General features: G+C 75.3%; 25 protein-coding genes. 13 read left to right on the forward strand and 12 right to left on the reverse strand.

Features of this window, described 5'->3' with window-relative positions; genetic code table 11:
- Positions 1–54 precede the first annotated feature (54 nt).
- Complete coding sequence (locus tag CHC04_RS08995; RefSeq protein ID WP_089403588.1) at positions 55–1,029, forward strand: VldE C-terminal domain-containing protein; 975 nt, start codon at positions 55–57, stop codon at positions 1,027–1,029.
- Here the strand turns inward: CHC04_RS08995 and CHC04_RS09000 are convergent.
- Positions 1,017–2,234, reverse strand: a complete 1,218-nt coding sequence (locus CHC04_RS09000; protein WP_089403589.1) for an ROK family transcriptional regulator — start codon at positions 2,232–2,234, stop codon at positions 1,017–1,019. The genes CHC04_RS08995 and CHC04_RS09000 overlap by 13 nt on opposite strands.
- A gap of 103 nt (positions 2,235–2,337) precedes the next feature.
- Between CHC04_RS09000 and xylA the strand changes: the two genes are divergently transcribed.
- From xylA to CHC04_RS09020, 4 genes are all read left to right on the forward strand, one after another.
- Positions 2,338–3,528: a xylose isomerase gene (xylA, locus tag CHC04_RS09005; RefSeq protein WP_089403590.1), complete on the forward strand. Its 1,191-nt coding sequence runs from the start codon at positions 2,338–2,340 to the stop codon at positions 3,526–3,528.
- Between the two features lie 13 nt (positions 3,529–3,541).
- Positions 3,542–4,939 (forward strand): xylulokinase, encoded by a 1,398-nt coding sequence (gene xylB / locus CHC04_RS09010; protein WP_089403591.1) that lies wholly within the window; start codon positions 3,542–3,544, stop codon positions 4,937–4,939.
- Between the two features lie 111 nt (positions 4,940–5,050).
- Entirely contained in the window at positions 5,051–5,863 is an 813-nt protein-coding gene (locus CHC04_RS09015; protein ID WP_217897267.1) for a sulfite exporter TauE/SafE family protein, read from the forward strand.
- A gap of 130 nt (positions 5,864–5,993) precedes the next feature.
- On the forward strand, positions 5,994–6,905 hold the full coding sequence (locus CHC04_RS09020) for a hypothetical protein (RefSeq protein ID WP_141233747.1): 912 nt from the start codon (positions 5,994–5,996) through the stop codon (positions 6,903–6,905).
- Between the two features lie 36 nt (positions 6,906–6,941).
- Here the strand turns inward: CHC04_RS09020 and CHC04_RS09025 are convergent, their stop codons facing one another.
- Positions 6,942–8,591, reverse strand: a complete 1,650-nt coding sequence (locus CHC04_RS09025) for an AMP-binding protein (protein WP_089403593.1) — start codon at positions 8,589–8,591, stop codon at positions 6,942–6,944.
- Between the two features lie 7 nt (positions 8,592–8,598).
- Positions 8,599–9,570: a cyclase family protein gene (locus tag CHC04_RS09030; protein WP_089403594.1), complete on the reverse strand. Its 972-nt coding sequence runs from the start codon at positions 9,568–9,570 to the stop codon at positions 8,599–8,601.
- Between the two features lie 130 nt (positions 9,571–9,700).
- Here CHC04_RS09030 and CHC04_RS09035 point away from each other — a divergent pair, with 130 nt between their 5' ends.
- Positions 9,701–10,981: a hydroxyacid-oxoacid transhydrogenase gene (locus CHC04_RS09035; RefSeq protein WP_089403595.1), complete on the forward strand. Its 1,281-nt coding sequence runs from the start codon at positions 9,701–9,703 to the stop codon at positions 10,979–10,981.
- A gap of 6 nt (positions 10,982–10,987) precedes the next feature.
- Here CHC04_RS09035 and CHC04_RS09040 read toward each other — a convergent pair whose 3' ends face one another.
- Positions 10,988–11,401 (reverse strand): PaaI family thioesterase, encoded by a 414-nt coding sequence (locus CHC04_RS09040; protein WP_245817080.1) that lies wholly within the window; start codon positions 11,399–11,401, stop codon positions 10,988–10,990.
- Between the two features lie 27 nt (positions 11,402–11,428).
- Positions 11,429–11,947 carry an Lrp/AsnC family transcriptional regulator gene (locus tag CHC04_RS09045; protein ID WP_089403597.1) on the reverse strand — a complete coding sequence of 173 codons (519 nt, stop codon included), beginning with the start codon at positions 11,945–11,947 and terminating at the stop codon, positions 11,429–11,431.
- A 160-nt stretch (positions 11,948–12,107) separates the two neighbouring features.
- On the opposite strand from CHC04_RS09045, the gene hppD reads away from it, so the two are divergent.
- The 4 genes from hppD (at position 12,108) to CHC04_RS09065 (ending at position 15,964) form a co-directional block, all read left to right on the forward strand.
- Positions 12,108–13,313, forward strand: coding sequence for a 4-hydroxyphenylpyruvate dioxygenase (hppD, locus tag CHC04_RS09050; protein WP_089403598.1), 1,206 nt, complete (start codon positions 12,108–12,110; stop codon positions 13,311–13,313).
- 400 nt (positions 13,314–13,713) lie between these two features.
- Positions 13,714–14,619 (forward strand): PaaX family transcriptional regulator, encoded by a 906-nt coding sequence (locus CHC04_RS09055; RefSeq protein ID WP_217897268.1) that lies wholly within the window; start codon positions 13,714–13,716, stop codon positions 14,617–14,619.
- A 40-nt stretch (positions 14,620–14,659) separates the two neighbouring features.
- Positions 14,660–15,073 (forward strand): TIGR03668 family PPOX class F420-dependent oxidoreductase, encoded by a 414-nt coding sequence (locus CHC04_RS09060; RefSeq protein ID WP_089403599.1) that lies wholly within the window; start codon positions 14,660–14,662, stop codon positions 15,071–15,073.
- Positions 15,074–15,103: 30 nt separating this feature from the next.
- Positions 15,104–15,964: an LLM class flavin-dependent oxidoreductase gene (locus tag CHC04_RS09065; RefSeq protein ID WP_089403600.1), complete on the forward strand. Its 861-nt coding sequence runs from the start codon at positions 15,104–15,106 to the stop codon at positions 15,962–15,964.
- Between the two features lie 65 nt (positions 15,965–16,029).
- Here the strand turns inward: CHC04_RS09065 and CHC04_RS25535 are convergent, their stop codons facing one another.
- On the reverse strand, positions 16,030–16,443 hold the full coding sequence (locus tag CHC04_RS25535; protein WP_281252211.1) for a WhiB family transcriptional regulator: 414 nt from the start codon (positions 16,441–16,443) through the stop codon (positions 16,030–16,032).
- A gap of 306 nt (positions 16,444–16,749) precedes the next feature.
- Here CHC04_RS25535 and CHC04_RS09075 point away from each other — a divergent pair, with 306 nt between their 5' ends.
- Both CHC04_RS09075 and CHC04_RS09080 read left to right on the forward strand, forming a co-directional pair.
- Positions 16,750–17,094, forward strand: a complete 345-nt coding sequence (locus tag CHC04_RS09075; protein WP_089403601.1) for a YciI family protein — start codon at positions 16,750–16,752, stop codon at positions 17,092–17,094.
- A gap of 7 nt (positions 17,095–17,101) precedes the next feature.
- Entirely contained in the window at positions 17,102–18,370 is a 1,269-nt protein-coding gene (locus tag CHC04_RS09080; protein ID WP_245817081.1) for an RNA polymerase sigma factor, read from the forward strand.
- 3 nt (positions 18,371–18,373) lie between these two features.
- Here CHC04_RS09080 and CHC04_RS09085 read toward each other — a convergent pair whose 3' ends face one another.
- From CHC04_RS09085 to CHC04_RS09105, 5 genes are all read right to left on the reverse strand, one after another.
- Complete coding sequence (locus CHC04_RS09085; RefSeq protein WP_089403602.1) at positions 18,374–18,841, reverse strand: heme-degrading domain-containing protein; 468 nt, start codon at positions 18,839–18,841, stop codon at positions 18,374–18,376.
- Complete coding sequence (locus CHC04_RS09090) at positions 18,838–19,116, reverse strand: YciI-like protein (protein ID WP_089403603.1); 279 nt, start codon at positions 19,114–19,116, stop codon at positions 18,838–18,840. The genes CHC04_RS09085 and CHC04_RS09090 overlap by 4 nt, the downstream gene beginning before the upstream one ends.
- A 10-nt stretch (positions 19,117–19,126) precedes the next feature.
- Positions 19,127–20,422: a D-arabinono-1,4-lactone oxidase gene (locus CHC04_RS09095; RefSeq protein WP_089403604.1), complete on the reverse strand. Its 1,296-nt coding sequence runs from the start codon at positions 20,420–20,422 to the stop codon at positions 19,127–19,129.
- A gap of 109 nt (positions 20,423–20,531) precedes the next feature.
- Positions 20,532–20,735 (reverse strand): cold-shock protein, encoded by a 204-nt coding sequence (locus tag CHC04_RS09100; protein WP_089403605.1) that lies wholly within the window; start codon positions 20,733–20,735, stop codon positions 20,532–20,534.
- A 502-nt stretch (positions 20,736–21,237) separates the two neighbouring features.
- Entirely contained in the window at positions 21,238–22,425 is a 1,188-nt protein-coding gene (locus CHC04_RS09105; RefSeq protein ID WP_176449912.1) for an MFS transporter, read from the reverse strand.
- Between the two features lie 97 nt (positions 22,426–22,522).
- Here CHC04_RS09105 and CHC04_RS25250 point away from each other — a divergent pair, with 97 nt between their 5' ends.
- Complete coding sequence (locus CHC04_RS25250; protein ID WP_217897269.1) at positions 22,523–23,008, forward strand: cupin domain-containing protein; 486 nt, start codon at positions 22,523–22,525, stop codon at positions 23,006–23,008.
- 173 nt (positions 23,009–23,181) lie between these two features.
- Here the strand turns inward: CHC04_RS25250 and CHC04_RS09115 are convergent, their stop codons facing one another.
- On the reverse strand, positions 23,182–24,117 hold the full coding sequence (locus CHC04_RS09115) for an alpha/beta hydrolase (RefSeq protein ID WP_089403607.1): 936 nt from the start codon (positions 24,115–24,117) through the stop codon (positions 23,182–23,184).
- Between the last annotated feature and the right edge of the window lie 7 nt (positions 24,118–24,124).

Genomic DNA, 24,124 nt, shown 5'->3' on the forward strand with positions numbered 1-24,124 from the left:
CTCCACGGCGCCGCCCCGGCCGCGCCGTGCCCTCCCCCTGGAGCACACCCCCGCATGGACGCCCGCACCACCGGCACGGACGCCGCCACCACCGAGATCCGCGTTCCTGCCGACGCACCCGCGCGCCGCCGCCCGCCCGTCCGCCGTCCCGCCCTGCTCCTGGGCGTGGCCGCCGCCGGCGCGCTGCTGGCCAACGTGCTCGTCGCCCCCGACCCGGCCGCCGAGGCGCAGGCCGGGACGTCGGAGACGGTGACCGTCGCCCAGGCGCTCGGCCTGCCCGCGCGGACCGGCCCGGCCGCCGAGGCGCCCCCGGTGCAGCCGGAGGACCTGCAGCCGCTGGCGGCCCTTGCGGCCAGCCGCGGCACCCGCGAGGCCGCCGAGGCCGCCGCCGCGCAGGCGCAGGCCGGCGCCGACCAGGCCGCACGCGACGCCCAGGCCGCCGCCGAGGCGCAGGCCGCCGCGGAGGCCCAGGCGGCGGCGGAGGCGCAGGCCGCCGCGGAGGCGCAGGCCGCCGCCGAGGCCGCGCAGGCGCAGGCCGCCGCGGAGGCCGAGCAGGCCGAGCAGGCCGCCGCGGCCGAGCAGGAGTCCGGCGGGACCGCCCCGGCCGCGTCGTCGTCCTCGTCGGCGTCGTCCTCGTCGTCGGCCACCGGCACCACGGCGTCGCGGGTCGCCCGCATCACCAACACCTCCGGCCCCGTGCGCGCGGTGGTGCAGGCCGCCGCCGACGCCGTGGTCAGCAACGTCCCCGGCGCCGCGTCGATCACCCTCGGCGGCACCCGCGCCAGCGCCACCGACCCCGGTGGGCACCCCTCGGGCCTGGCCCTGGACTACATGGTCATGAGCGACACGGCCCTCGGCGACGCGATCGTGCAGTACCACATCGCCCACTGGGACGAGCTCGGCGTCGACTACCTGATCTACGAGCAGAAGATGCTCTCCTCGCCCGGCGGCTCGTGGTCGCAGATGGAGGACCGGGGCAGCGCCACGGCCAACCACTACGACCACGTGCACGTCAACTACACCGGCTGAGGGCTCCCGCCCAGCCACCGCACCGGGTCCTCGAGCACCGCGTCGAGGGCGCGCAGCGCCGCACCGGTCGCCCCCGCGGCCGGCGTGGTGCCGCCCGCCGCCACCTCCGGCCGGCGCCACCGGGCCGAGAGCACCCGCCGGGCCAGGTGCTCCTCCAGCCGCGGGCGCAGCAGGGCGGTGAGCTCGGCGAGGTGCCCGCCGAGGACGACCGTCGGGATGTCGAGCACGTTGACCACCCCGGCCAGCGCGACGCCGAGCGCCCACGCCGCGCCGTCGAGGGCACGGCGGGCGCCGGGGTCGCCGGCCTCGGCCCGGGACCGCAGCTCGGCGGGGCCGGCGTCGGCGGGCACCCCGGCGGCGGCCAGCAGCGCCAGCCGGCCGGCGTAGCGCTCCAGGCACCCGGTCGACCCGCACGGGCAGTCCGGTCCGGCCGGGTCGACGCAGACGTGACCGATCTCGCCGGCCCAGCCGGAGCTGCCGGTCATCACGCGCCCGGCCAGCACCGCGGCGCCGCCGATGCCGATCTGGCCCGACAGGTAGACGAAGTCCCGGTGCGGCCCCGGGCGGCCCGGCGCGTGCTCGGCCACGCTGCGCGCGGCCAGGTCGGCCTCGTTGCCCGGCACCGGCACCGGCGCGCCCGGGAGCAGCCCGGCGAGCACCTCGGCGGGGCGCACCCGCGACCAGCCGAGGTTGGGCGCGCGCAGCAGCAGGCCCCGGCCGGCGTCGACCAGGCCGGGCAGCGCCAGCCCCGCCCCCACCACCCGGACGCCGTCGGGCAGCCCGGCGAGGACCTCGGCGCCCAGCCGGCCGAGCAGGGCCAGCGTGGTCCCCGGGTCGCTGCCGCGCAGGTCCTCCTCGTGCAGCCGCTCGGCCACCGTCCGCCCGCGCAGGTCGAGCACCCGTACGGCGACCAGCCCGGCGTCGACCTGCATGCCGAGCCCGGCCGGGCGGGAGCCCGGCGCCAGCGGGGTGGCCGGCCGGCCGCGGCGCGCGGCCGGCCCGCGCTCCACCTCGTCGAGGAGGCCGCCGGCGACCAGCTCGTCGACCAGGCGGGCGGCGGTGCCCCGGGCGGTGCCCAGCGCCGCCGCGACACCGGCCCGCGACAGCTCACCGGGATCGGCACACACCGCGCGCAGCACCAGCGCCAGGTTCGTCGCCCGCAGCGTCGACTGCCGGGCGCCGGTCGTCGCGCGGCCGTCGTCCACGGGTTGAGGTTATCGGCGCGGATCGTTTATGTTCTACCGGAGCACAAAAGCGGTGGCCCGCGTCACCCGGACGAGCGCCCCGGTACCCGGCGGAAGGATCCCCATGCCCCTGCAGCCCACCCGCGAGGACAGGTTCAGCTTCGGTCTGTGGACCGTCGGCTGGACCGCCCGCGACCCGTTCGGTGACGCCACCCGCCCGGCTCTCGACCCGGTCGAGAGCGTCGAGAAGCTCGCCGAGCTCGGCGCCTACGGCGTGACCTTCCACGACGACGACGTCATCCCGTTCGGCAGCGACGACGCCTCCCGGACCAAGACCATCGAGCGGTTCAAGCAGGCGCTGGCCGACACGAACACGGTCGTGCCGATGGTCACCACCAACCTGTTCACCCACCCGGTGTTCAAGGAGGGCGCGCTCACCGCCAACGACCGCGGCGTCCGCCGCTTCGCGCTGCGCAAGGTCATGCGCAACATGGATCTCGCCGCCGAGCTGGGCGCCTCCACCTACGTGCTGTGGGGCGGCCGCGAGGGCAGCGAGGTCGACAGCGCCAAGGACCTGCGCGCCGCGCTCGACCGCTACCGCGAGGGCATCGACACCCTGGCCCAGTACTCCGAGGACCGCGGCTACGGCCTGCGCTTCGCCCTGGAGCCCAAGCCGAACGAGCCGCGCGGCGACATCTTCCTGCCCACCATCGGGCACGCGCTGGCCTTCATCACGACCCTCGAGCACGCCGACCTCGTCGGCGTGAACCCCGAGGTCGGGCACGAGCAGATGGCCAACCTCAACTACACGCACGGCATCGCCCAGGCGCTGTGGCAGGGCAAGCTCTTCCACATCGACCTCAACGGCCAGAAGGGCCCGCGCTTCGACCAGGACCTGGTCTTCGGCCACGGCGACCTGCTGAGCGCCTTCGCCACCGTCGACCTGCTCGAGCACGGCGGGCCGGGCGGCGGGCCCGCCTACGACGGCCCCCGGCACTTCGACTACAAGCCGCTGCGCACCGAGGACCTGACGGGCGTCTGGGAGTCGGCCGCGGCCAACATGCGCACCTACCTGCTGCTCAAGGAGCGCGCCGCCGCCTTCCGCGCCGACCCCGAGGTGCAGGAGGCGCTCGTCGACGCCGCCGTCCCCGAGCTGGCGCAGCCCACCCTCGGCGACGGCGAGTCGTTCGACCAGCTGCTCGCCGACCGCTCGGCGTTCGAGGACTTCGACGCCGAGGCCGCCGGCGCCCGCCGCGGCGGTCAGGTCCGCCTGTCGCAGCTGGCCCTCGAGCACCTGCTCGGCGCCCGCGGCTGACGACGCAGTACCGATGACGCTGGTCGCGGGGGTCGACACCTCCACCCAGGCCTGCAAGGTCGTCGTCCGGGACGCGGCGTCCGGCACCCTCGTGCGCGAGGGCCGGGCGCCGCACCCCGAGGGCACCGAGGTCGACCCGGCCGCCTGGGCGAGTGCGCTGGAGAGCGCCGTCGCCTCGGCCGGCGGGCTCGACGACGTCGAGGCGGTGGCCGTCGGCGGGCAGCAGCACGGCATGGTCTGCCTCGACGAGGACGGCGCCGTCGTCCGGCCGGCGCTGCTGTGGAACGACACCCGCTCCGCCGGCGCCGCCGCCGACCTCACCCGCGAGCTCGGCGGGCCGTCGGCCTGGGCCGACGCCGTCGGGCTGGTGCCGGTGGCGTCGTTCACCGTGACCAAGCTGCGGTGGCTCGCCGAGCACGAGCCGGACAACGCCGCGCGCACCGCCGCGGTGTGCCTGCCGCACGACTGGCTGACCTGGGTGCTGGCCGGCCGGCCCGCGCTCGACGCGCTGGTCACCGACCGCGGCGACGCCAGCGGCACCGGCTACTGGTCGGCGGCCACCGGCGAGTACCGCCCGGACCTGCTCGAGCGCGCCTTCGGGCGCACCCCGGTGGTCCCGCGGGTCCTCGGCCCGGCCGAGCCGGCCGGCAGGTCCACCACCGGCGCCGTCCTCGGCCCCGGCACCGGGGACAACGCCGCCGCGGCGCTCGGGCTGGCCGCCGAGCCCGGCGACGTCGTCTGCTCGGTCGGCACGTCCGGCGTCGTGTCGATCGTGTCCGACACCCCCGCCGCCGACGCCAGCGGCGCGGTCGCCGGCTTCGCGGACGCCACCGGCCGCTTCCTGCCGCTGGTCGCCACGCTCAACGCCGCGCGGGTCCTCGACGCCACCGCCCGGCTGCTGGGCGTCGACCACGAGGAGCTGTCGCGGCTGGCGCTGTCGGCGCCGCCCGGCGCCGGCGGCCTGGTGCTCGTCCCGTACCTGGAGGGGGAGCGGACCCCGGACCGGCCGGACTCCACCGGCGCGCTGCACGGGCTGACGCTGGCCACCTCGACACCGGCGCACCTCGCCCGGGCCGCGGTCGAGGGGCTGCTGTGCGGGCTGGCCGACGGGCTCGACGCCGTCCGCGCCACCGGCGCGCAGGTGCGGCGGGTGCTGCTCGTCGGGGGCGGCGCCCGGTCGACGGCGGTCCGCGCGATCGCCCCGGCCGTGCTGGGGGTGCCGGTGCTGGTACCGCCGCCGGGGGAGTACGTGGCCGACGGCGCCGCCCGGCAGGCCGCCTGGGTGCTGTCCGGCGACGCCGAGCCGCCGGCGTGGGCGCGGCCGGGCACCGAGGTGCACGAGGCCGACCCCACCCCGGCCGTCCGCGAGCGGTACGCCGAGGTGCGCGACCTGACCGCCCGCCGCACCTGAGCGGACCCGGACCCGCCGGTTCCGCTCCGGCGGGCCTGGGGGAGGCTGGTCCCCCGTGACGACGAGGCGGGGCGGCGTGCGGGCGGGCGGCCCGGTGACCGGGGCGGGCCGGTGAGCGAGGCGTGGCTGCCGGAGGGGCTGACCGGCTCGGTCCTCGCGCTGGTCCTGCTCGCGGCGCTCACGGCCGGCTGGGTGGACGCCGTCGTCGGTGGGGGCGGGCTGGTGCAGCTGCCGGCCCTGCTGCTGGTCCCGGGGCTGTCCCCGGTGCAGGCGCTGGCCACCAACAAGCTGGCGTCGGTGTTCGGCACCACCACCAGCGCGATCACCTACCAGCGGCGGGTGCACCCCGACCTGCGCACCGCGCTGCCGATGGCCGCGGTCGCCCTGGTGGGCTCGTTCTGCGGGGCGTCGGTGGCGGCGCTGCTGCCGGCGGAGGTGTTCAAGCCGGTCATCGTGGTGGCGCTGGTCGGCATCGCGCTGTTCACCGCGTTCCGCCCGGCGCTGGGCGAGGTGACGGCGCTGCGGCACACCGGCCGTCGCCACCACGGCACCGCGCTGGCCGTCGGGGCGGTCATCGGCTTCTACGACGGCGTCCTGGGACCCGGCACCGGCTCGTTCCTGGTGTTCGCGCTGGTCTCGCTGCTCGGCTACGACTTCCTCAACGCCAGCGCCAAGGCCAAGATCGTCAACGTCGCCACCAACCTCGGGGCGCTGGCCTTCTTCGTGCCGCACGGGTCGGTGGTCTGGGGGCTGGGCCTGGCGCTGGGCGCGGCCAACACCCTCGGCGGCTACGTCGGCTCCCGGACGGCCACCAGCCGCGGCACCGGCTTCATCCGCGTCGTGTTCCTGGTGGTGGTCACCGCGCTGATCGTGCGGCTGGGCTGGGACGTGTGGACGGAGAACCTGCGCCCGCTGGCCGGCTGACCCCGGCGGGCCCGCGGGCGACCGGGGCCGATGGACCCTGGCGCGCGCGGCGCGGACGCGCCAGCCTGGGGCGCCGGTCGCGGTGTCCGGCGCAGGAGGGGGACCCGGGCCAGGGAGGCCGGCGCGACCCATGGAGCACGTCGACGAGCGGACACAGGACCCGACCGAGGCGATCCGCCCCGGCACGAGGCGTCTGCTGGTGGCCTTCCTGGTGCTCACCCTCCTCGCCGTCAACCAGCTGTTCGTGCTCGCCGACGTGGCCGACCGCTTCTGGGCCTGGACCATCCGGGCCGAGCCGACCGCCGCGTTCCTCGGAGCGGCCTACGGCGCCGGCGCGGTGCTGTCGGCGCTGTCGCTGCGCGAGGACCGCTGGAGCCGGATCCGGGTCCCGGTGCTCACCGTCACCGTCTTCACCCTCGTCACCTGCGTGGCGACGCTCGTCCACACCCACCGCCTGCACCTGCTGACCGGCGGGCCGGTCGCCCGCGTGGCGGCCTGGGTGTGGCTGGCGGTCTACCTCGTCATCCCGGCGCTGTGCGTGGCGGTGGTGCTCGCCCAGGAGGTCCGCCGGCGTGGGCGGCCGGCGGTGCCGGCACCGATGCCGGGCTGGCTGGCGGGCCTGCTGGCCGTCGAGGGGGCGGTGATGCTCGCGGCGGGCGGCGTCCTGTTCGCCGGCGGGCTGTTCGTGCACCACCACGTGCAGACCGTCACGTCCTTCTGGCCGTGGGAGATCACCCCGCTGAGCTCCCAGGTGATCGGGGCCTGGATGATCGCCCTCGGCGTGGCCGCGGCGCTGGTCATCCGGGAGCGGGACCTGAGCCGGCTGTTCGTCGCGGGGGTCACCTACACCGTCTTCGGGGTCCTCGAGCTCGTGGCGCTGGTCTGGTACCTGCCCGAGGTGGACACCGACGACGGGTGGGTGTGGGCCTACGGCGTCTTCCTCGTCGCCGTCGTCGCCACCGGTGCCGTCGGCGCCCGGGCCGCCCGGGTCGCCCGGCGCGGGGACACCGGGTCGGCGCGCACGACGGCGGCGGCCGGCTGACCGGGGTCCCCGCCGCGGCGGGGACCCCGGTCCGGCTCAGCTGCCCCGCAGCTCCCGGCGCAGGATCTTGCCGGTCACCGTCTTGGGCAGCTCGTCGAGCAGCTCGACGCTGCGCGGGTACTTGTAGGCGGCCATCCGCTCCTTGCAGTGGGCGATCAGCTCCTCCGGGGTGGCACTGGCCCCCGGCCTGAGGCTGACGAACGCCTTGACCGTCTCCCCGCGCTTCTCGTCGGGGACGCCGACGACGGCGGACTCCCGGACGGCGGGGTGCTCGGCCAGGACGTCCTCGACCTCGCGGGGCCACACCTTGTAGCCCGAGGCGTTGATCATGTCCTTCTTGCGGTCGACGATGAACACCCAGCCCTGCGGGTCCATGAACCCCACGTCACCGCTCTTCAGCGCCCCGCCGGGCAGGCCGGCCGCCGTCTCCTCGGGCTTGCCCCAGTAGCCGGCCACCACCTGCGGGCCCTCGGCGACGATCTCGCCGACCTCGCCCAGCGGCAGGTCCTGCCCGTCGTCGCCCTGGATCCGGACGACCGTGTTGGGCGCGGGCACCCCGACCGACAGCGCGCCCGAGGTCGGGTCCACCGGCGACGGCGACCCGAAGGGCGTGACCGTCATCGGCGACGTCGTCTCGGTGAGGCCGTAGGCGTTGTGCACCTGCTTGCCGGTGGCCTCGAAGAACCCGCGCTCGGCGGCCGGGGAGATCGCCGCGCCGCCGGAGTAGATCGAGGTGAAGGAGTCGAAGTGCTCCTTGCTGAACCCGGGGGCGTTGAGCAGCGCGCTGAACGCGGTGATCGCGCCGATGGTGAACGCCGGGCGGTGCTCGAGGAACGCGTCGAGCACCACCTGCGGCTCGAACCGGTAGGCGAGCACCAGCGGCGCCGGCACCAGCATCGTCACCGCGACGTGCCCGATCAGGCCGGTGATGTGGAACAGCGGCGCGATGCCGAACACCGGCCCGTCCCGCCCGGCGTGCACCCAGTCCCGGTACACCTGCGCGGTGAACACGACGTTGCGGTGGGTGTTCATCGCGCCCTTGGGCACGCCCGTGGTCCCCGAGGTGTAGGTCAGGAACGCGACGTCGTCGGGCCCGAGCGTCACCGGGGGCGGCGTCTGCCCCCGGTGGGCCTCGACGAACTCCAGCAGGTCGGTGGTGCCCTCGTGCCGCTGCCGGGTGACGCCGGCGAACAGCCGCTCGTCGTCGCGGGTCTGCAGGTCCAGCCCGCTGGTGGTGAGCACCAGCCGCACGTCGGTGTCCGGGACGACCTCGCGCGCCACCTCGTCGTAGAGGGTGTCCAGGCTGAGCAGCACCGTCGCCCCGGAGTCGGCGAGCAGGTAGGACAGCTCCCGCTTCCGGCTCATCGGGTTGATCGACACCATGACCCCGCCGGCCTTCCAGGTGGCGACCATGGCCATGACGAACTGCGGCACGTTCTGCAGGTAGACCGCCAGCCGGTCGCCGGGGGAGAACCCGTTGGCCAGCAGGCCGGCGGCCAGCGCGTCGGTCGTCTCGTCGAGGTCGCGGCGGACGACGGTGCCGTCGAAGTAGCGCAGCGCGTCACCGTCGGGGTCGCGCTGCACGCCGGCCCGGAACATCGACAGCGCGTCGGGGAACTCGATCTCGTAGTCGGCCGGCTGGTCGCCGTAGAGGGCCAGCCAGGGCCGCTCGTCGTAGGCGCTCACGAGGGGCTCACTTGATCACGACGGGGTTGACCGGGGAGCCGCTGCCCTTGTGCACCTTGAGCGGGGCGGCGACGTAGAGGCCCTCGTACTGGCCGTCCTCGGCGGAGTCGGCGGCCAGCGCCTCGAGGTCGGCGATCTCGGTGAGGGTGACCCCGAGGTTGCGCATGAGCGCGTTGTGCAGCACCAGCGCGACGCCGTTGTTCGGGTCGGTGGTGACCTCGTTGGCGATGGTGTCGGTGACCAGGTTGGGGATCTCCATGTCCTGGAACCACTGCACCAGCTCGGGGCTGTAGACCAGGCCGGGCTCGTTGAAGCCCTCGTAGAAGGCCTCGCCCTGCTCGAAGAACAGCTGCAGGAAGTTGGTGCGCACGATCAGCACGTCCCGCTTCCTGATCTGCACGCCCTGCTGCTCGGCGCAGGCGAGCAGGTCCTCGTGGGTGAACGTCTCGCCCTTGTCGAGGGTGGGCTTGCCGCGGAAGCGGGCCATGTCCAGCAGCACGCCGCGGCCGACGACGCCGCGCTGGGCGATCGGCTCGACGCTGGCCTTGTCCAGCCCGCCGACGGTGGTGCGGGCGTCGTAGCCGTTCCAGATCTTCCCGCCGTACCAGACGTGGCCCAGCCCGTCGTACTGCGTGGAGCCCTGCAGGAACGCGTTGATCTTGTCGTCGGCGTAGTGCAGGCCGCCGGGGTACTGCGGCGCGTCGTCGGAGTCCCAGGTGGACTCGTCGAGGATCTGGGTGCGCTCGGCGGGGGAGCGGCCGGGCCACACCGGGTCGCCCTTCGGGTCGCCGATGAGCCGCTGCAGCGTGAAGACCTTGCCCTGGCGGACCAGGCCGACGGCGGCGAGCACCTGCTCGGGCCCGAGGTAGTTCAGCGCGCCGACCTCGTCGTCGTCGCCCCACTTCCCCCAGTTGGTCGGGGAGTCGGCGAGCAGGTCGTCGAGCGAGGGGACGGCGGTGGTCTCGGGTTCTGCGGTCACTGCTGACCTCCGGGGCGGGGGGACGGGAAGGCCCCCGACCCTGCCCCGCTGTGGTGCGGAACACAACCGGCGTGCACCATCGACCGCAACCGACGACAGCCCGCCCCGCCCCGGCCGCCCGGAGGTCCCCGTGAGCGCTCCCGTCCCCGAGTCCGTGTTCACCTACGGCGCCCCGTCGCTGAAGTTCGGCAGCGGCGCCTCCGACGAGATCGGCTACGACCTCAGCCGCCTCGGTGTGCGCCGCGTCCTGGTGGTCACCGACCCCGGGGTGGCGGCGACCGGGCTGCCGCAGCGGGTGGCCGACCAGATGGGCCGCTTCGGCATCGAGGCGCGGGTGTACGACGGCGTGCACGTCGAGCCGACCGACGTCAGCCTCACCGAGGCCATCGAGCAGGCGCGGGCGTCGGGGCCGTGGGACGCGTTCGTCGCCGTCGGCGGCGGGTCGAGCATCGACACCGCCAAGGCGATCAACCTGCTCACCACCAACCCCGGCGAGCTCATGGACTACGTCAACGTGCCGGTCGGGAAGGGGCAGGCGCCGAGCGAGCCGCTGCGGCCGCTGGTCGCCGTCCCCACCACGACCGGCACCGGCTCGGAGAGCACCACCATCTGCGTGATGGACGTGATCGCGCAGCGGGTGAAGACCGGGATCAGCCACGCGCGGCTGCGGCCCACCCTCGCCGTCATCGACCCCGACCTGACGGTGACCCAGCCGCCGGGCGTCACCGCCGCCTCGGGCATGGACATCCTCTGCCACGCGCTGGAGAGCTACACCGCCCGCTGGTACACCACCTACGACCGCAAGACCCCCGAGCAGCGGGTGCCCTACTGCGGGTCCAACCCGATCTCGGACATGTGGTCGGAGAAGGCGCTGTCGCTGCTGGCCGGTTCCTTCCGGCGGGCGGTCCGGCACGGCGACGACACGCAGGCCCGCGCCGACATGGCGATGGCGGCCACCTTCGCGGGGATGGGCTTCGGCAACGCCGGGGTGCACGTCCCGCACGCCAACGCCTACCCGATCGCCGGGCAGGTCAAGGACTTCCACCCCAAGGACTACCCGGCCGGCGAGCCGATGGTGCCGCACGGGATGTCGGTGGCGCTGACCGCGCCGGAGGCCTTCCGGTTCACCTTCGAGGCCTCCCCCGAGCGGCACGTGCGCGCCGCGCAGCTGCTCGCGCCCAACGCCGGGCAGCCCGACGAGCCCGCCGAGTTCCTGCCGACCGTGCTCACCGACCTGATGCGCGACATCGACATCCCCAACGGCATCGCCGCCGTCGGCTTCGACGAGGGCGACGTGCCCGACCTCGTCGAGGGGACGATGAAGCAGCAGCGGCTGCTGGCCACCTGCCCGCGGGAGGTCACCGAGGACGACGTCGCGGGGATCTTCCTCCGCTCGATGTCGCTCTGGTGACCGGTCTCAGACCGCGACGATCGTCTTGGTGACCTGCGCCGAGGCGACGAGGGCGCCGTCCACCGTCGCCTCGGCGCGCAGGAACGCCACCGCCCGGCCGCGGCGCAGCACCGAGCCGGTGACGTCGACCCGGGCGCCGGCGCGCACCGGCCGCAGCAGCGAGGCGGTGAGGTCGTGGGTGACCGCGTGCTCGCCGTCGCCGAGGGACGGCAGCAGCGCGAGGAACGCCGCGACGTCGAGGAAGGTGTAGACGACCCCGCCGTGCAGCAGCGCGGCCTGGTTCTGCGCGGCCGCGCCGACGGGGAACCAGATGCCGGCCGGCGGGTCGGCCGGGTCGCGCAGCCGCATCTCCAGGTGCCGGTGCAGCGGGATGTCGAGCACGGCCTGCACACGGGCGGCGAGCATCTCCGGGGACGGCACGCCCCGCAGCCTCGCACGCCGCGCGGGTCAGCCCCCGGACGGGCCCGGCATGGCCGAGCGGCCGGCGCCCGGCGCGGCCTCCGACCGCAGCAGCGGCAGCGTGCGCCAGGGCACCAGCTCCGAGAGCACGACGACGCTGGTCGAGCGCACCACCGCCGAGGAGCGGTTGAGGTCGACGAGCATCTGCTGCAGCGCCTCGTGCGAGCGGGCGGCCACCCGCACCAGGACGTCGCCGCTGCCGGTGGTCGCGTGCGCCTCCAGCACGCCGGGGAGGGCCTCGAGGTCGCGGCGGACGGCGTCGATGGCGCCCTGGGCGATCTCGAGAGTGACGAAGGCCTGCACCCCGAACCCGGCGGCGCGCACGTCGACGTCGGGGCCGTAGCCGGTGACCACGCCGGCCTCCTCCAGGCGCTGCAGCCGCGCCGAGACCGTGCCGCGGGCCACCCCCAGCAGCCGCGAGAGCTCCAGCGGCCCGGCCGAGCGGTGCTCCCGCACGGCGTCGAGCAGGGCGACGTCGAGGGCGTCGAGCACCCGGCGGTCGGTCATGCGCTGGTCCTCCTGCTGCTGGTCCCGGCGACCAGCTCAGCGGGCTGACTGCTGGTCGTCCTGGTCAGTCGTACCAGCACCAGCCGTACCGGTTGCCCAGGTGTCCCTCGCCGGTGTGCAGTGCGGGGGACACCGACGACCCCCGCGGGAGGAGACGGCGATGAGCCTCGAGCAGATCCTCAACGACGACGAGAAGCTGGCCGGCCTGGGCGCCGACCAGCTCCAGCAGCTGGTCGGCCTCGTCGAGTACGACGCCTCGGCCGACCCGTTCCCGGTCAGCGGCTGGGACTCCCTGGTGTGGGTGGTGGGCAACGCGCTGCAGACGGCGCACTTCCTGCAGTCGGCGTTCGGCATGGAGCTGGTCGGCTACACCGGCCCCGAGACCGGCAACCGCGACCACCACGGCTACGTGCTGCGCTCCGGCGCCGCGCGGTTCGTCGTCCAGGGCGCCTACGACCCCGACAGCCCGCTGGCCGACCACCACCGCCGGCACGGCGACGGCATCGTCGACATCGCGCTGTCCGTGCCCGACGTCGACCGCTGCGTCGCGCACGCCCGCGCGCAGGGCGCCACCGTGCTGGAGGAGCCGCACGACGTCTCCGACGAGCACGGCACCGTGCGGCTGGCCTCCATCGCCGCCTACGGCGACACCCGCCACAGCCTGGTCGACCGCTCCCGCTACACCGGCGTCCACCTGCCCGGCTACGTGCCGCGCACCTCGACCTACCAGAAGCGGCCGGGCGCCCCCAAGCGGCTGTTCCAGGCCGTCGACCACGTCGTCGGCAACGTCGAGCTCGGCGCGATGGACACCTGGGTCGACTTCTACAACCGGGTCATGGGCTTCACCAACATGGCCGAGTTCATCGGCGACGACATCGCCACCGACTACTCCGCGCTGATGAGCAAGGTGGTCGCCAACGGCAACCACCGGGTCAAGTTCCCGCTCAACGAGCCGGCGATCGCGAAGAAGAAGTCGCAGATCGACGAGTACCTGGAGTTCTACCGCGGGGCCGGTGCCCAGCACGTCGCGCTGGCCACCAACGACATCCTCGCCACCGTCGACGCGATGCGCGCCGAGGGTGTGGAGTTCCTGACGACGCCGGACTCCTACTACGAGGACCCCGAGCTGCGCGCCCGCATCGGCGAGGTCCGCGTCCCGGTCGAGGAGCTGCAGGCCCGCGGGGTGCTCGTCGACCGCGACGAGGACGGCTACCTGCTGCAGATCTTCACCAAGCCCACCGGCGACCGCCCGACGGTCTTCTTCGAGCTCATCGAGCGGCACGGCTCGCTGGGCTTCGGCAAGGGCAACTTCAAGGCGCTGTTCGAGGCGATCGAGCGCGAGCAGGAGCGCCGCGGCAACTTCTGAAAGGACCCCCTCGCCCCCCACCGCTCGCAGGCTCAGGGCGGGCCCCCCTGGAAGGGGGCAGTTCCAGCCGGTCACCTCCGCTCGCGGTGGGGCCCTGCGAGGGGGCCGTTCCAGGACGTCGCCGGGGCGGCGCCGAGTGGGCAGTGGGTGTCGCTCGGCGCGGCGTGTCGGCGGGTGTCACCGCCCGCGACTGCCCACTCGAGCGGAAGGGCCGTCCCGCACGTCCCCCCGGCCCGCGTCCCCCTCCCACCGGCGGGGGCGCGGGCCGTTCGCGTCGGTTCCGGCACCTGCTCGTGCCGGGACGCTGTCACCGCGTGACCGGGCGGTGGCACGCTGACGGCTGCGCGGCGCGCACCCGGCCGCGTGGCAGCGGCGGGTGGACGACGGAGGAGGTGCGGTCGTGGTCCGTTCCCCGGAGCCCCCCGGCCCGGCGCGGGGGCGCTGGACCGGCGGCACGCCGTCGATGTCGGCGTCGCCACTGCAGCGCGAGCACGGTGCTCCCGGGCAGCCGCGGCTGCTCATCATGGACGTCTGCGGCGCCTTCATGCGCCCGCTCGGCGGCTGGCTGCCGGTGGCCAGGCTGGTCGGCCTGATGGCCGTCGTCGGGGTCGAGGAGCCGGCCACCCGGTCGGCGATCTCGCGGATGCGCCAGCGCGACCTGCTGGTCCCCGAGACGCGTGACGGGCAGCGCGGCTACCGGCTGTCGGAGAGCGCCCTGGCCGCTCTGGACGAGGCCGACCGGCGCATCTACTCCCGCGTGCACTCGTCCACCGTCGCGGAGGGCTGGGTGCTCGTCTCCTACTCCGTCCCCGAGCGGGAGCGGGACAAGCGCCACGTGCTGCGCAGCCGGCTGGAGTGGCTCGGTTTCGGGATGCTGGGCAGCGGGCTGTGGCTGGCCCCGCGCTGGATCCAGCCGGAACTGGAGTCGGCGGTGAAGGCCCTCGGCTTCGAGGAGTACGTGACCGTCTTCGAGGCCCACCACCTCGGCTTCGAGGACCTGCCCGCGCTGGTCGGCCGCTGCTGGCACCTGGAGCAGTTGCGCGATCTCTACGTCGAGTTCCTGGGCGCCGCCGCTACGACGGCGGAGCGGTGGCGCTCCCGCCCCGGCGACGACCGGGACGCCTTCGTCGACCACGTGTCGACGCTGCACCAGTGGCGGAAGTTCCCCTACCTCGACCCCGGCCTGCCGGCGGAGCTGCTGCCGCCGAGGTGGGAGGGGAAGCGCGCCGCGGACCTGTTCTTCGAGCTCCGCGACCGGCTCGAGGCCCCGGCCCGGCGGTTCGTCGCCGACTTCGTCGCCGGCTGACCCATCGTCCCGGGGCTGCGGCTCTGGTAGGACTGGCGGCGTGCAGACGGCGGACCTGCGCAGCCGCTTCGCCTCCAGCGCCGTCGCCCGGCTCGCCACCGTGCGGCCCGACGGCGCGCCGCACGTGGTGCCCGTCGTCTTCGCGCTGGTCGACGGGACCGTCTACTCGGCGGTCGACGCCAAGCCGAAGCGGACCCGCCGGCTGCAGCGGCTGGCCAACGTCCGCGCCGAACCGCGCTGCGCGCTGCTGGTCGACCACTACGACGACGACTGGTCGCGGCTGTGGTGGGTGCGCGCGGACGGGACCGCCGCCGTCGTGGAGGAACCCCCGGCGACGCACCCGGGCGTGGCGGCGCTGTCGGCGCGGCACCCGCAGTACCGCTCGCAGCCGCCGGACGGGCCGCTGCTGGTGGTCACCGTCGAGCGCTGGAGCGGGTGGTCGAGCACGTCCTGACCGGCACGTCCTGATGAGGAGGAGGAACAGGTGGAGATCGGCATCGGCATCCCCAACAGCGTCCGGGGCACCACGGGCGCGCAGCTGCTGGAGTGGGCCAGGCGGGCGGAGGCCGCGGGCTTCTCCAGCCTGGCCTCGATCGGTGCGGTCTCCTATCCCAGCTACGAGGAGCTGACCGTCTTCGCCGCCGCCGGGGCGGTGACCGAGCGCATCGGGTTCATCACCAACGTCCTGATCTCCCCGGCGCGCAGCACCGCGGAGCTGGCCAAGCAGGCGTCCACGGTGCAGGAGCTCACCGGCGGGCGGCTGACCCTGGGCCTCGGTGCCGGGTGGCGTGACGTCGACTACCGGCTCACCGGCCGGGACTTCGCCTCCCGGGGGCGGCTGTTCGACGAGCAGCTGGCCGACCTGCACCGGGCGTGGGCCGGCGAGCCGATCGTCGAGGGCACCCGGCGGGTGACGCCGGAGACCGGGCACGACGCCGTGCCCCTGCTCATCGGCGGGAACACCGAGGCGGCGATCCGCCGCACGGTCGAGCACGGCATCGGCTGGACCGCCGGCGGCCTCCCGCCGGAGATGACCGCGCCGTTCCTCGACCGGGTCCGGACCGCCTGGCGGGAGGCCGGCAAGGAGGGCTCACCGCGGTTCGTGGCGCTCAACTACTTCTCGCTGGGCGACACCGAGGAGGAGTCCCGGCGCTACCTGCTCGACTACTACGCGCCGATGGGCCGCGAGACGGCGGAGATGATCGCCGGCAGCGCGCACCGCTCACCGGAGGCGATCCGGGACGCCGTCGCCGGCTTCGCCGAGATCGGCGTGGACGAGCTCGTCCTCGACCCCACCGTCTCCGACCCGGCCCAGGTGGAGCTGCTCGCCGAGGCCGCGCTGTAGTCCTCCGGCGAGCGCGCCCTGGTCACCTGTGCCGGGGCGGTGCCGACAGCGCGACGAAGGCACGGTCAGGCGCTGAGGCGCTCGCGGCGCTCCAGGCGCACCCGGCGCCGCTCACGCTCGGACAGGCCGCCCCAGATGCCGAAGCGCTCGTCGTTGGCGAGGGCGAACTCCAGGCACTCGGTGCGCACCGAGCAGCCCGCGCAGACGCGCTTGGCCTCGCGGGTGGAGCCGCCCTTCTCCGGGAAGAACGCCTCGGGGTCGGTCTCGGCGCACAGCGCGTCCAGCCGCCACGCGGCCGAGCCGCCCTCGGTGGTGTCGGCCCAGAAGGACAGCGGGGTCTGCGCGCCGTCGCCGTGCTCGTAACCCTCGTCGTAGCCCTCGTCGTGGCCCTCGTCGTAGCCGAAGTCGGGGTCGTCGAAGCGGAGGGCGGCCTCGTCGCCGGGGACCAGGCTGAGGTGGGTGCGCGAGAAGGAGTGCACGGGAAGCTCCTCGGATCGGGGTACGGCGTGGCGCCCTGTGACGGACGGGTACGCCCTGACTGCTGTCCGTGACGTTACGCAGCGGGCGCCGCCGGACGCACTGGCAGGAACTGCGCGAAACCCCGCCGTCCGCTTGGCGCATCGTGCCCTCGACCGGGCGACCCGGCGTGTCGCCAGCGGCGGGCTCCCCGGACGCGGTACCGGTGCCGCGGAGATCTTCCGGCGGACCTGTCGATCTGGTGCGGTGCTGCGTGTCGTAGAGGTGGAGGGCCCGACCGGCGGGCCCCCGGGACCCGGGAGGGCCAGATGGCGCAGTACCTGATCCTGATCTACGAGGACGAGGCGTCCTACGCGACGGCGGCGCCCGAGGTGTGGGGCGAGATCATCGAGGAGCACAACCGGTTCGCCGCCGGCGTCGACGGCCTCGGCGCGAAGCTGCTCGGCGGGTCGGCCCTGCAGCCGACCACGACGGCGACCAGCGTGCGCGGCGGGTCGGAGGTCACCGACGGCCCGTTCGTGGAGACCAAGGAGGCCCTCGGGGGCTACTACCTCGTCGAGGCCCCCGACCTCGACACCGCCCTGGCCGTCGCGCGGGCGGTGCCGGCCCGCTTCGGCGGGGTCGAGGTCCGCCCGGTCATGGTGTTCGACTGAGCCGACCGTGACCGCCGACCCCGTGCCCGACGCCTCCGCCGTCGCCGCCGCGGTCGCCGACGCGCACCGTCGCGAGTGGGCCTTCGTGCTCGCCGCGACGGTGCGCGTCACCCGCGACCTCGACGTCGCCGAGGAGTGCGTGCAGGAGGCCTTCGCCACGGCTCTCACCGACTGGCGTGACACCGGCGTCCCGTCGCGGCCCGGGGCCTGGCTCACCACCGTGGCCCGGCGGCGGGCGCTCAACGTGCTGCGCCACCAGGGCGTGGCCCGTCGCTCGCTGCCGCTGCTGGTCGAGGACGACCTCGCCCCGGACCCGGCCGACGACGACACCGGGGACGGCACGCACGGCTACCCCGACGACCGGCTGCGGCTGGTGGTCACCTGCTGCCACCCGGCGCTGGACCGCCCCGCGCAGGTGGCGCTGACGCTGCGGCTGCTGTGCGGGCTGACCACCGCGGAGGTGGCCCGCGCCTTCCTGGTCAGCGAGCCGACGATGGCCGCCCGCCTCACCCGCGCCAAGAAGAAGATCGCCGTCGCCCGCATCCCGTACCGGGTGCCGCCGCCGACGGAGCTGCCCGAGCGGGTCGACGCCGTCCTGGCGGTGGTGCACCTGCTGTTCACCACCGGCCACACCGTCCCGGCGGGGGAGGAGCTCGTCCGGCGCGACCTGGTCGAGCGCGCGCTGCAGCTGTGCCGGATGCTGCGCACGCTGCTGCCCCGGGACCCCGCGGTGGCCGGGCTGCTCGCGCTGCTGCTGGTCACCGACGCCCGCCGGGCCACCCGCACCGGCGAGGACGGCCGGCTGCTGCTGCTCGAGGAGCAGGACCGCTCCCGCTGGGACGCCGCCGCCGTCGCCGAGGGGGTCGCCCTGGTGCGCGAGGCGCTGCGGGCCCGGCCGCCGTCCCGCTACGCCCTGCAGGCGGCGATCGCCGCCGTCCACGCCGAGGCCCCCACCTGGGAGGCCACCGACTGGGCCGAGATCGTCGCCCTGTACGGGGTGCTCGGCCAGGTCTGGCCCTCGCCGGTGGTCGCGCTCAACCGCGCGGTCGCCGTCGGCTTCGCGTCGGGACCCGCGGCCGGGCTGGCCGCGCTCGACGAGCTGGCCACCGAGCCGCAGCTGGCCGGTTACGGCTACCTGCCCGCGGCCCGGGCCGACCTGCTGCGCCGGCTGGGCCGGCTCGAGGAGGCGCGCCTGGCCTACACCGAGGCGCTGCACCTCACCGCCAACGCCGTCGAGCGGGCCTTCCTCGCCGGCCGGCTGGCCGAGCTGGGGTGAGGCTCAGCGCCCCAGGTGGGCGCGCAGCGCGGCGACCACCATCCGGTGGTCCTCCAGCTGCGGCAGCCCGGACACCGCGACGACGCCGACCGGTCCCACGCCGCGCACCAGCAGCGGGACGGCGCCACCGTGCGCGGCGTAGCGCCGGGGGTCCAGGCCCGAGGACTCCTCGAACGTCGTCCCGCGCTCGACCCAGGTCTGCCGGACGTACAGCGAGCCGTGCCCGAAGCGGTGCACCACCCGGCACTTGCGCGCGATCCAGTCGGCGTTGTCCGGCGTGGCACCGGTCAGCGCGGCGGAGAACAGCCGGTGCCCGTTGCGGACGATCTCCACCGCGACCGGCGCGTCGGCGCGGCGGGCGGCGGCCACCAGCGCCGACCCCAGCTCCCAGGCGTCGTCGTTGGTGAACGTCGGCAACTGCAGCTCGTCCTCCTCCGCGGCGAGCTCGGCGACGGTCGGGAAGCCGGTCACGCCGCACCCCCGCCGACGACGACGTCCCACCGCCGGACCGACCACGCGGTGACCAGGCCGTGCACGACGTAGGGGTCGGACGCGGCGAACCGCTCGACGACGTCGCGCTCCGCCGTCCACACCAGCAGCGCCCGGTCGTACGGGTCGGGCAGCGCCCCGGCGAGCAGCAGCTCGCCCCGCTCGTGCGCCGCGCGCGCGAGGGCCAGGTGCTCCTCGCGCAGCGGTGCCCGGCGTGCCAGGTAGTCGTCGGCCAGTTCGTACTCCAGGACCAGCATGACGCCACTCTCACACGTGCGCGGCGACGGTCCGGTCGAGGTAGTCGTTGCGGAAGGCGCCGCGCGGGTCGAAGCGCCGCACCAGCTCGCGGAAGTCCCCGAGCCGCGGGTAGAGGCCGGCCAGCTCGCCGGCGCTCGTGGTGAAGAGCTTGCCCCAGTGCGGGCGGGCGCCGCAGGGGCGCAACGCCTCCTCGATGGCCGGGAGCAGGGCGCGCACCCGGGGCTCGTCGGGGACCCAGGTGAAGTGCAGCGCGACGACGTCGGTGCCGTAGGCGGGGCTGAGCCACAGGTCGTCCCCGGCGACGGTGCGGATCTCGCTGACCAGCAGCAGCGGCGCGATCCGGCCGGCCAGCGCGCGCAGCGCCCCGACCGCCGTGCGGGCCTGCGCCCGGGGCACGAAGTACTCGCTCTGCAGCTCCTCGCCGCGGCTGGGGGTGAACCCGAGCTGGAAGTGCGGCAGCCGCTCGTGCCACTCCCCGGGGACGCCGAGCTGCTCGGTGAGGTTCTCGACGGGGGTGTCGGGCAGCATGTGGCTCGGCTCGGTGGCCGACCGGGCGCCGAAGAACTCCTCCGGGGCCACCTCGAGCTCGTCGACCCGCGACTTCACCCACACCTGGGTGACCTCGTGCCAGTTCGTGAACACGCTGACGCTGTAGGCGGCGTCGGCCACCTCGTCGAAGTCGGCGAGCAGCCGGTCCCACGTCAGCCCGAGGTAGACGTTGTTGCGCACGGAGAAGGTCGGCTGGAACCGCAGCCCGATGCGGGTCACCACGCCCAGGGCGCCGAGGTGGACCACGGCGCCGGGGAGGTCGGCGTCCCCGGCCCGCAGGCGGACCAGCTCGCCGTCGGACCGCACGACGTCGAGCCCGGCGACGGAGGTGCTCAGCGAGCCGTTGCGGCCGCCCGACCCGTGGGTGCCGGTGGCGGTGGCGCCGACGACGGTGATGTGGGGCAGCGAGGCGAGGTTGTGCAGGGCCCAGCCGTGCCGCGCCAGCTCGGGGAGCAGGTCCCCGTACCGCGTGCCGCCGAGGACCCACGCCACACCCGGGGCGGCCCCGCCGGGCGCGTCGAGTTCGACGTCCCCCTCCAGTGCATCGAGGGAGATGAGGTCGGCGGGGGTGTCGGCGATGTCGTTGAAGCAGTGGCGGGAGCCCAGGGCCTTGACCCGCGGGCTGCCCGCGACGATCTCCTGGACCTCGGCGACGCTGGTCGGCCGGTGCAGCCGGGCGGCCCGGTAGGCGAGGTTGCCGGCCCAGTTCCTCCCGGCCGGCCCCGCGGCGGCTCCGGCCGTGACGCGCTCCTGCATGGCTGCTGCGGTCTCCCCTCGGCGTGGCCCCGGCCCATCCAACACCCGGAGACGGGGAGACCCCCACGGCCCGGGGCCGTGGGGGTCTCGCCGTCGTGCGGGGGGGCGCTCAGATGGCGCGGACGTTCTCCGCCTGCGGGCCCTTCTGGCCCTGGGTGACGTCGAACTCGACGCGCTGCGCCTCGTCCAGCGAGCGGTAGCCGCTGCCGCTGATCGCCGAGAAGTGGCAGAAGACGTCGGGACCGCCGCCGTCCTGCTCGATGAAGCCGAAGCCCTTCTCCGCGTTGAACCACTTCACAGTGCCCTGGGCCATGTCGTTCTCCTTCGTCCGTGCTGGGGGGTGTCGAGCCCGGCAGGTACCGGTTCCCGGGTCGCCGCACCGACCGGCAGGACCGAGTGGAACGTCAGGCAGAGACGACTGCGGACGTCCGAGAACGAAGCAGAGGTACGACAGCGACCGGGCACGACTGTACCGGCTGCTCGGCGGCAGGCGGTACCACCGCCGGCAGTGTCACAGTCGGCGGCGTCACCAGCGGAGCGGGTCGACCACCCGCGACTGTGCCGTGCGGCAGGCACGGCAGTGGCCCCACGCGACCAGGGACAGGTGCGTCGTCGGGGACCCGCACTCGGGGCAGTCGACCGGCTCGGCGCGGGCGCGCGCGGCACCCAGCTCGCGCGAGCGCTCCTCGTGGACCGCCTCGTCGCCCCGGCAGGGGCACCCGAGATGGGCGTCGGCACAGTGGGCACGGCGTGTGGTGATGGGACCCCCTCCGGTCGAGGAGGACGCTACCCGCTGCCGGCCGGTGCCCGGACCGTCAGCGCCGGCCGCCGGTGCGCAGCTCCAGCCACAGCCAGCCGGCGAGGGCGGCGGGGACGGCCACGAACGCCGACATCGCCGCGACCGAGCCGACGAGGGAGCCCAGCCACGCGAGCAGCAGCGGCGCGCCGAAGCCGACGTAGGCGAAGGCGTAGAAGGCGCTGTTCATCGCCCCGCGGGTCTGCGGCGGCGCGAGCCGGGCGGTGAGCGTGAGCCCGGCGGTGAGACACAGCCCGCCGCAGCTGCCCATGAGCAGCGACGCCGGCACCAGCAGCGGCTCGGAGCGGGTGACGATGGCGGCCACGGCCAGCCCGACACCGGCCGCGCCCAGCGCCATGCCCAGCGGCGCGGCGCCGCGCTCGAACCGGCGCCCGACCCGCGCGGCGACCGCGCTCGCGCCCAGGGCCAGCCCGCCGACCAGCCCGGCGTAGGCCACGCCGACGCCGTCGGGGACGACCAGCAGCGGCAGCAGGGTGGCCGCGACGGCGGGGAAGGCGAACACCCCGGAGGCGGTGGGGGCGAGCACCGCCCAGAACGGCCGCCGCGCCTCCGGGGGCAGCCCCAGGGTCATCAGCCGGCCGGGACGGCGGACCTCGACCGTCTCCGGCACGGTCAGCAGGGCGCCCAGGCCGACGACGAGGACGGCGACGTGCACGAGGTAGGGCAGCGTCGTCGGCGCGGGGCCGTACTGGGCGAGCAGCCCGCTCATGGCCGGGGCGACGGCGAAGCCCAGCGACGTCGACACCGCCCCGCGGGTGGCCGCCGACCGCTGGCCGTGCGGACCGGCGAGCTCCTGCAGCCAGGCGTTGGCGACGGAGAACACCACCCCCGAGACGACGCCCTGCAGCAGCCGGCCCAGGTAGAGCAGCGGCAGGTGGTCGACGGCGGGCAGGAACAGCAGCGACACCAGCCCGGCGAGGACCGAGAACGGCAGCACCAGCGCCCGGCGGCCGAAGCGGTCCGACGCCGCGCCGGCCACGGTGAGGGCGGCGATCAGGCCGATGGCGTAGCAGCCGAAGACGGCGGTGAGGTCGGCGTCGGACAGGCCCAGCGTCCGCCGGTAGACCAGCAGCAGCGGGGTGGGGACGTTCGTGCCCAGCGCGACGGTGAACAGCCCCAGCGTCAGCGCGTCGAGCTGCCGCCGCGTGCCCCGCCGGGTGTCCTGCGGGGGCGCGGCGTCCGGCACGCGGCGGACGGTACCGCCCCCGCCGTCCGGCGACCGGGTGCGCCGGCCCGGCCGCTGCCAGGATGAGCGCCGGCGACGGACGAAGGAGGGCACCCCCGTGTCCCTGCACCGGCACTACCCGCCCGACCTCTACCGCGGCACCACCGGGGAGGCCAGTGCCTGGCTGCGCCCCGCCGACCGCCCGCCGGACACCGTCTCGGCCGCCGGCGTCACCTGCGAGTTCCTCGCCACCGGCGACCAGACCGCGGGCCGCTTCGGCCTCTACCGGTGGACCTTCGGCCAGGAGCCCTCCGGCCCCGGGCCGCACTTCCACCGGTCGATCTCCGAGCAGTTCTACGTGCTGTCGGGCACGGTCGAGGTCTACGACGGCCGGTCGTGGGGCACCGCCGGCCCCGGCGACTTCCTCTACGTCCCCGAGGGGGGCGTGCACGGCTTCCGCGGCGGGGACCGCGCCACGATGCTGCTCATGTTCGCCCCGGGCGGCCCGCGCGAGGAGTACTTCCAGACGCTGGCCCGCGGGGAGCGCATGACGCCGGAGGAGCGGGCGGAGTTCATGCTCCGCCACGACACGTACTGGGTGTGACGCCGGCCGCGTGACGCCGCGGGGGCGGTCCGGCGCGCCCCGAGTGATCGGTTGCGGTCGACGACACGCGCCGACACGCCGTGCCGGGCGGCAGCGACTGCGCGCTCGGCCCGGACGGCGCCTGGCCCGCCCGCACCGCACACCTGCACGGGCGGGGCCGTGGCGACCGGTCCTCAGCGGTGGATGACCTCCCGGAACCGGGCGCAGCTCTCCTCGATCGCCGCCTGTGCGGCCGGCGAGGCCCCGCCCATGTCGAAGAAGCCGTGGATCATGCCGTCGTAGCGCAGCACGTGCGCCGTCCCGCCCGCGGCCTCGAGCGCCTTGCCGTAGGCCTCGCCCTCGTCGCGCAGCGGGTCGTACTCCGCGGTGACGACGACCGCCGGCGGCAGGCCGGACAGGTCGCCGTGGTGCAGCGGCGACAGGCGCGCGTCCCGGGCGTCCTCCCACGCCCCGGCGTAATGGCCGTAGAACCAGTCCATCGTGTCCTGCTCGAGGAAGTAGCCCTTGGCGTTCTCCTGGCGGGAGGGGTACTCGCCCTCGGCGTCGACGGCGGGGTAGATCAGCAGCTGCCCGACCAGCGGCGTGCCGTCGTCGCGCAGGGTCTGGGCGACGACGGCCGCGAGGTTGCCGCCGGCGCTGTCGCCGGCCACCGCGAGGCGGGGGTCCCCGCCGAACTCGTCGAGGTGCTGAGCCACCCAGCGGGCCGCCGCGACCGCGTCCTCGGCGGCGGCGGGGAAGGGGTGCTCGGGCGCCAGCCGGTAGTCGACGGCGACCACGACGGCCTCCGCGTGCCGGCAGACGTTGCGGACCATGTTGTCGTGGGTGTCGAGGTCGCCGATCACCCAGCCGCCACCGTGGAAGAAGACGACGGTGGGCAACGGCCCGGAGGCGTCGGGGCGGTACACCCGCGCCCGCAGGTCGCCCTCCGCGCCGGGCACGGTGCGGTCCTCGGTGCTGCCCACCGGGACGACCTGCTCGGGCGTGCGCACGTCCCGGGTGAGGGCGAGGTAATAGGCGCGCCCGGCCTCGGGCGTGCCCTCGCTCAGCGGCGGCGCACCCGACTCCTCGAGCACGGTGAGCAGGGCGGCGATGTGCGGGTCGACCGGCACGGGGGGA

It is taken from the genome of Geodermatophilus saharensis (assembly GCF_900188205.1).
Lineage (GTDB): Bacteria > Actinomycetota > Actinomycetes > Mycobacteriales > Geodermatophilaceae > Geodermatophilus > Geodermatophilus saharensis.

What these genes read in the sequence shown, in the direction of transcription:
- CHC04_RS08995 (WP_089403588.1), top strand. Translation starts at nt 55, where the DNA reads ATGGACGCCCGCACCACCGGCACGGACGCCGCCACCACCGAGATCCGC.
- xylA (WP_089403590.1), top strand. Translation starts at nt 2,338, where the DNA reads ATGCCCCTGCAGCCCACCCGCGAGGACAGGTTCAGCTTCGGTCTGTGG.
- xylB (WP_089403591.1), top strand. Translation starts at nt 3,542, where the DNA reads ATGACGCTGGTCGCGGGGGTCGACACCTCCACCCAGGCCTGCAAGGTC.
- CHC04_RS09020 (WP_141233747.1), top strand. Translation starts at nt 5,994, where the DNA reads ATGGAGCACGTCGACGAGCGGACACAGGACCCGACCGAGGCGATCCGC.
- CHC04_RS09045 (WP_089403597.1), bottom strand. Translation starts at nt 11,947, where the DNA reads ATGACCGACCGCCGGGTGCTCGACGCCCTCGACGTCGCCCTGCTCGAC.
- hppD (WP_089403598.1), top strand. Translation starts at nt 12,108, where the DNA reads ATGAGCCTCGAGCAGATCCTCAACGACGACGAGAAGCTGGCCGGCCTG.
- CHC04_RS09075 (WP_089403601.1), top strand. Translation starts at nt 16,750, where the DNA reads ATGGCGCAGTACCTGATCCTGATCTACGAGGACGAGGCGTCCTACGCG.
- CHC04_RS09090 (WP_089403603.1), bottom strand. Translation starts at nt 19,116, where the DNA reads ATGCTGGTCCTGGAGTACGAACTGGCCGACGACTACCTGGCACGCCGG.
- CHC04_RS09095 (WP_089403604.1), bottom strand. Translation starts at nt 20,422, where the DNA reads ATGCAGGAGCGCGTCACGGCCGGAGCCGCCGCGGGGCCGGCCGGGAGG.
- CHC04_RS09100 (WP_089403605.1), bottom strand. Translation starts at nt 20,735, where the DNA reads ATGGCCCAGGGCACTGTGAAGTGGTTCAACGCGGAGAAGGGCTTCGGC.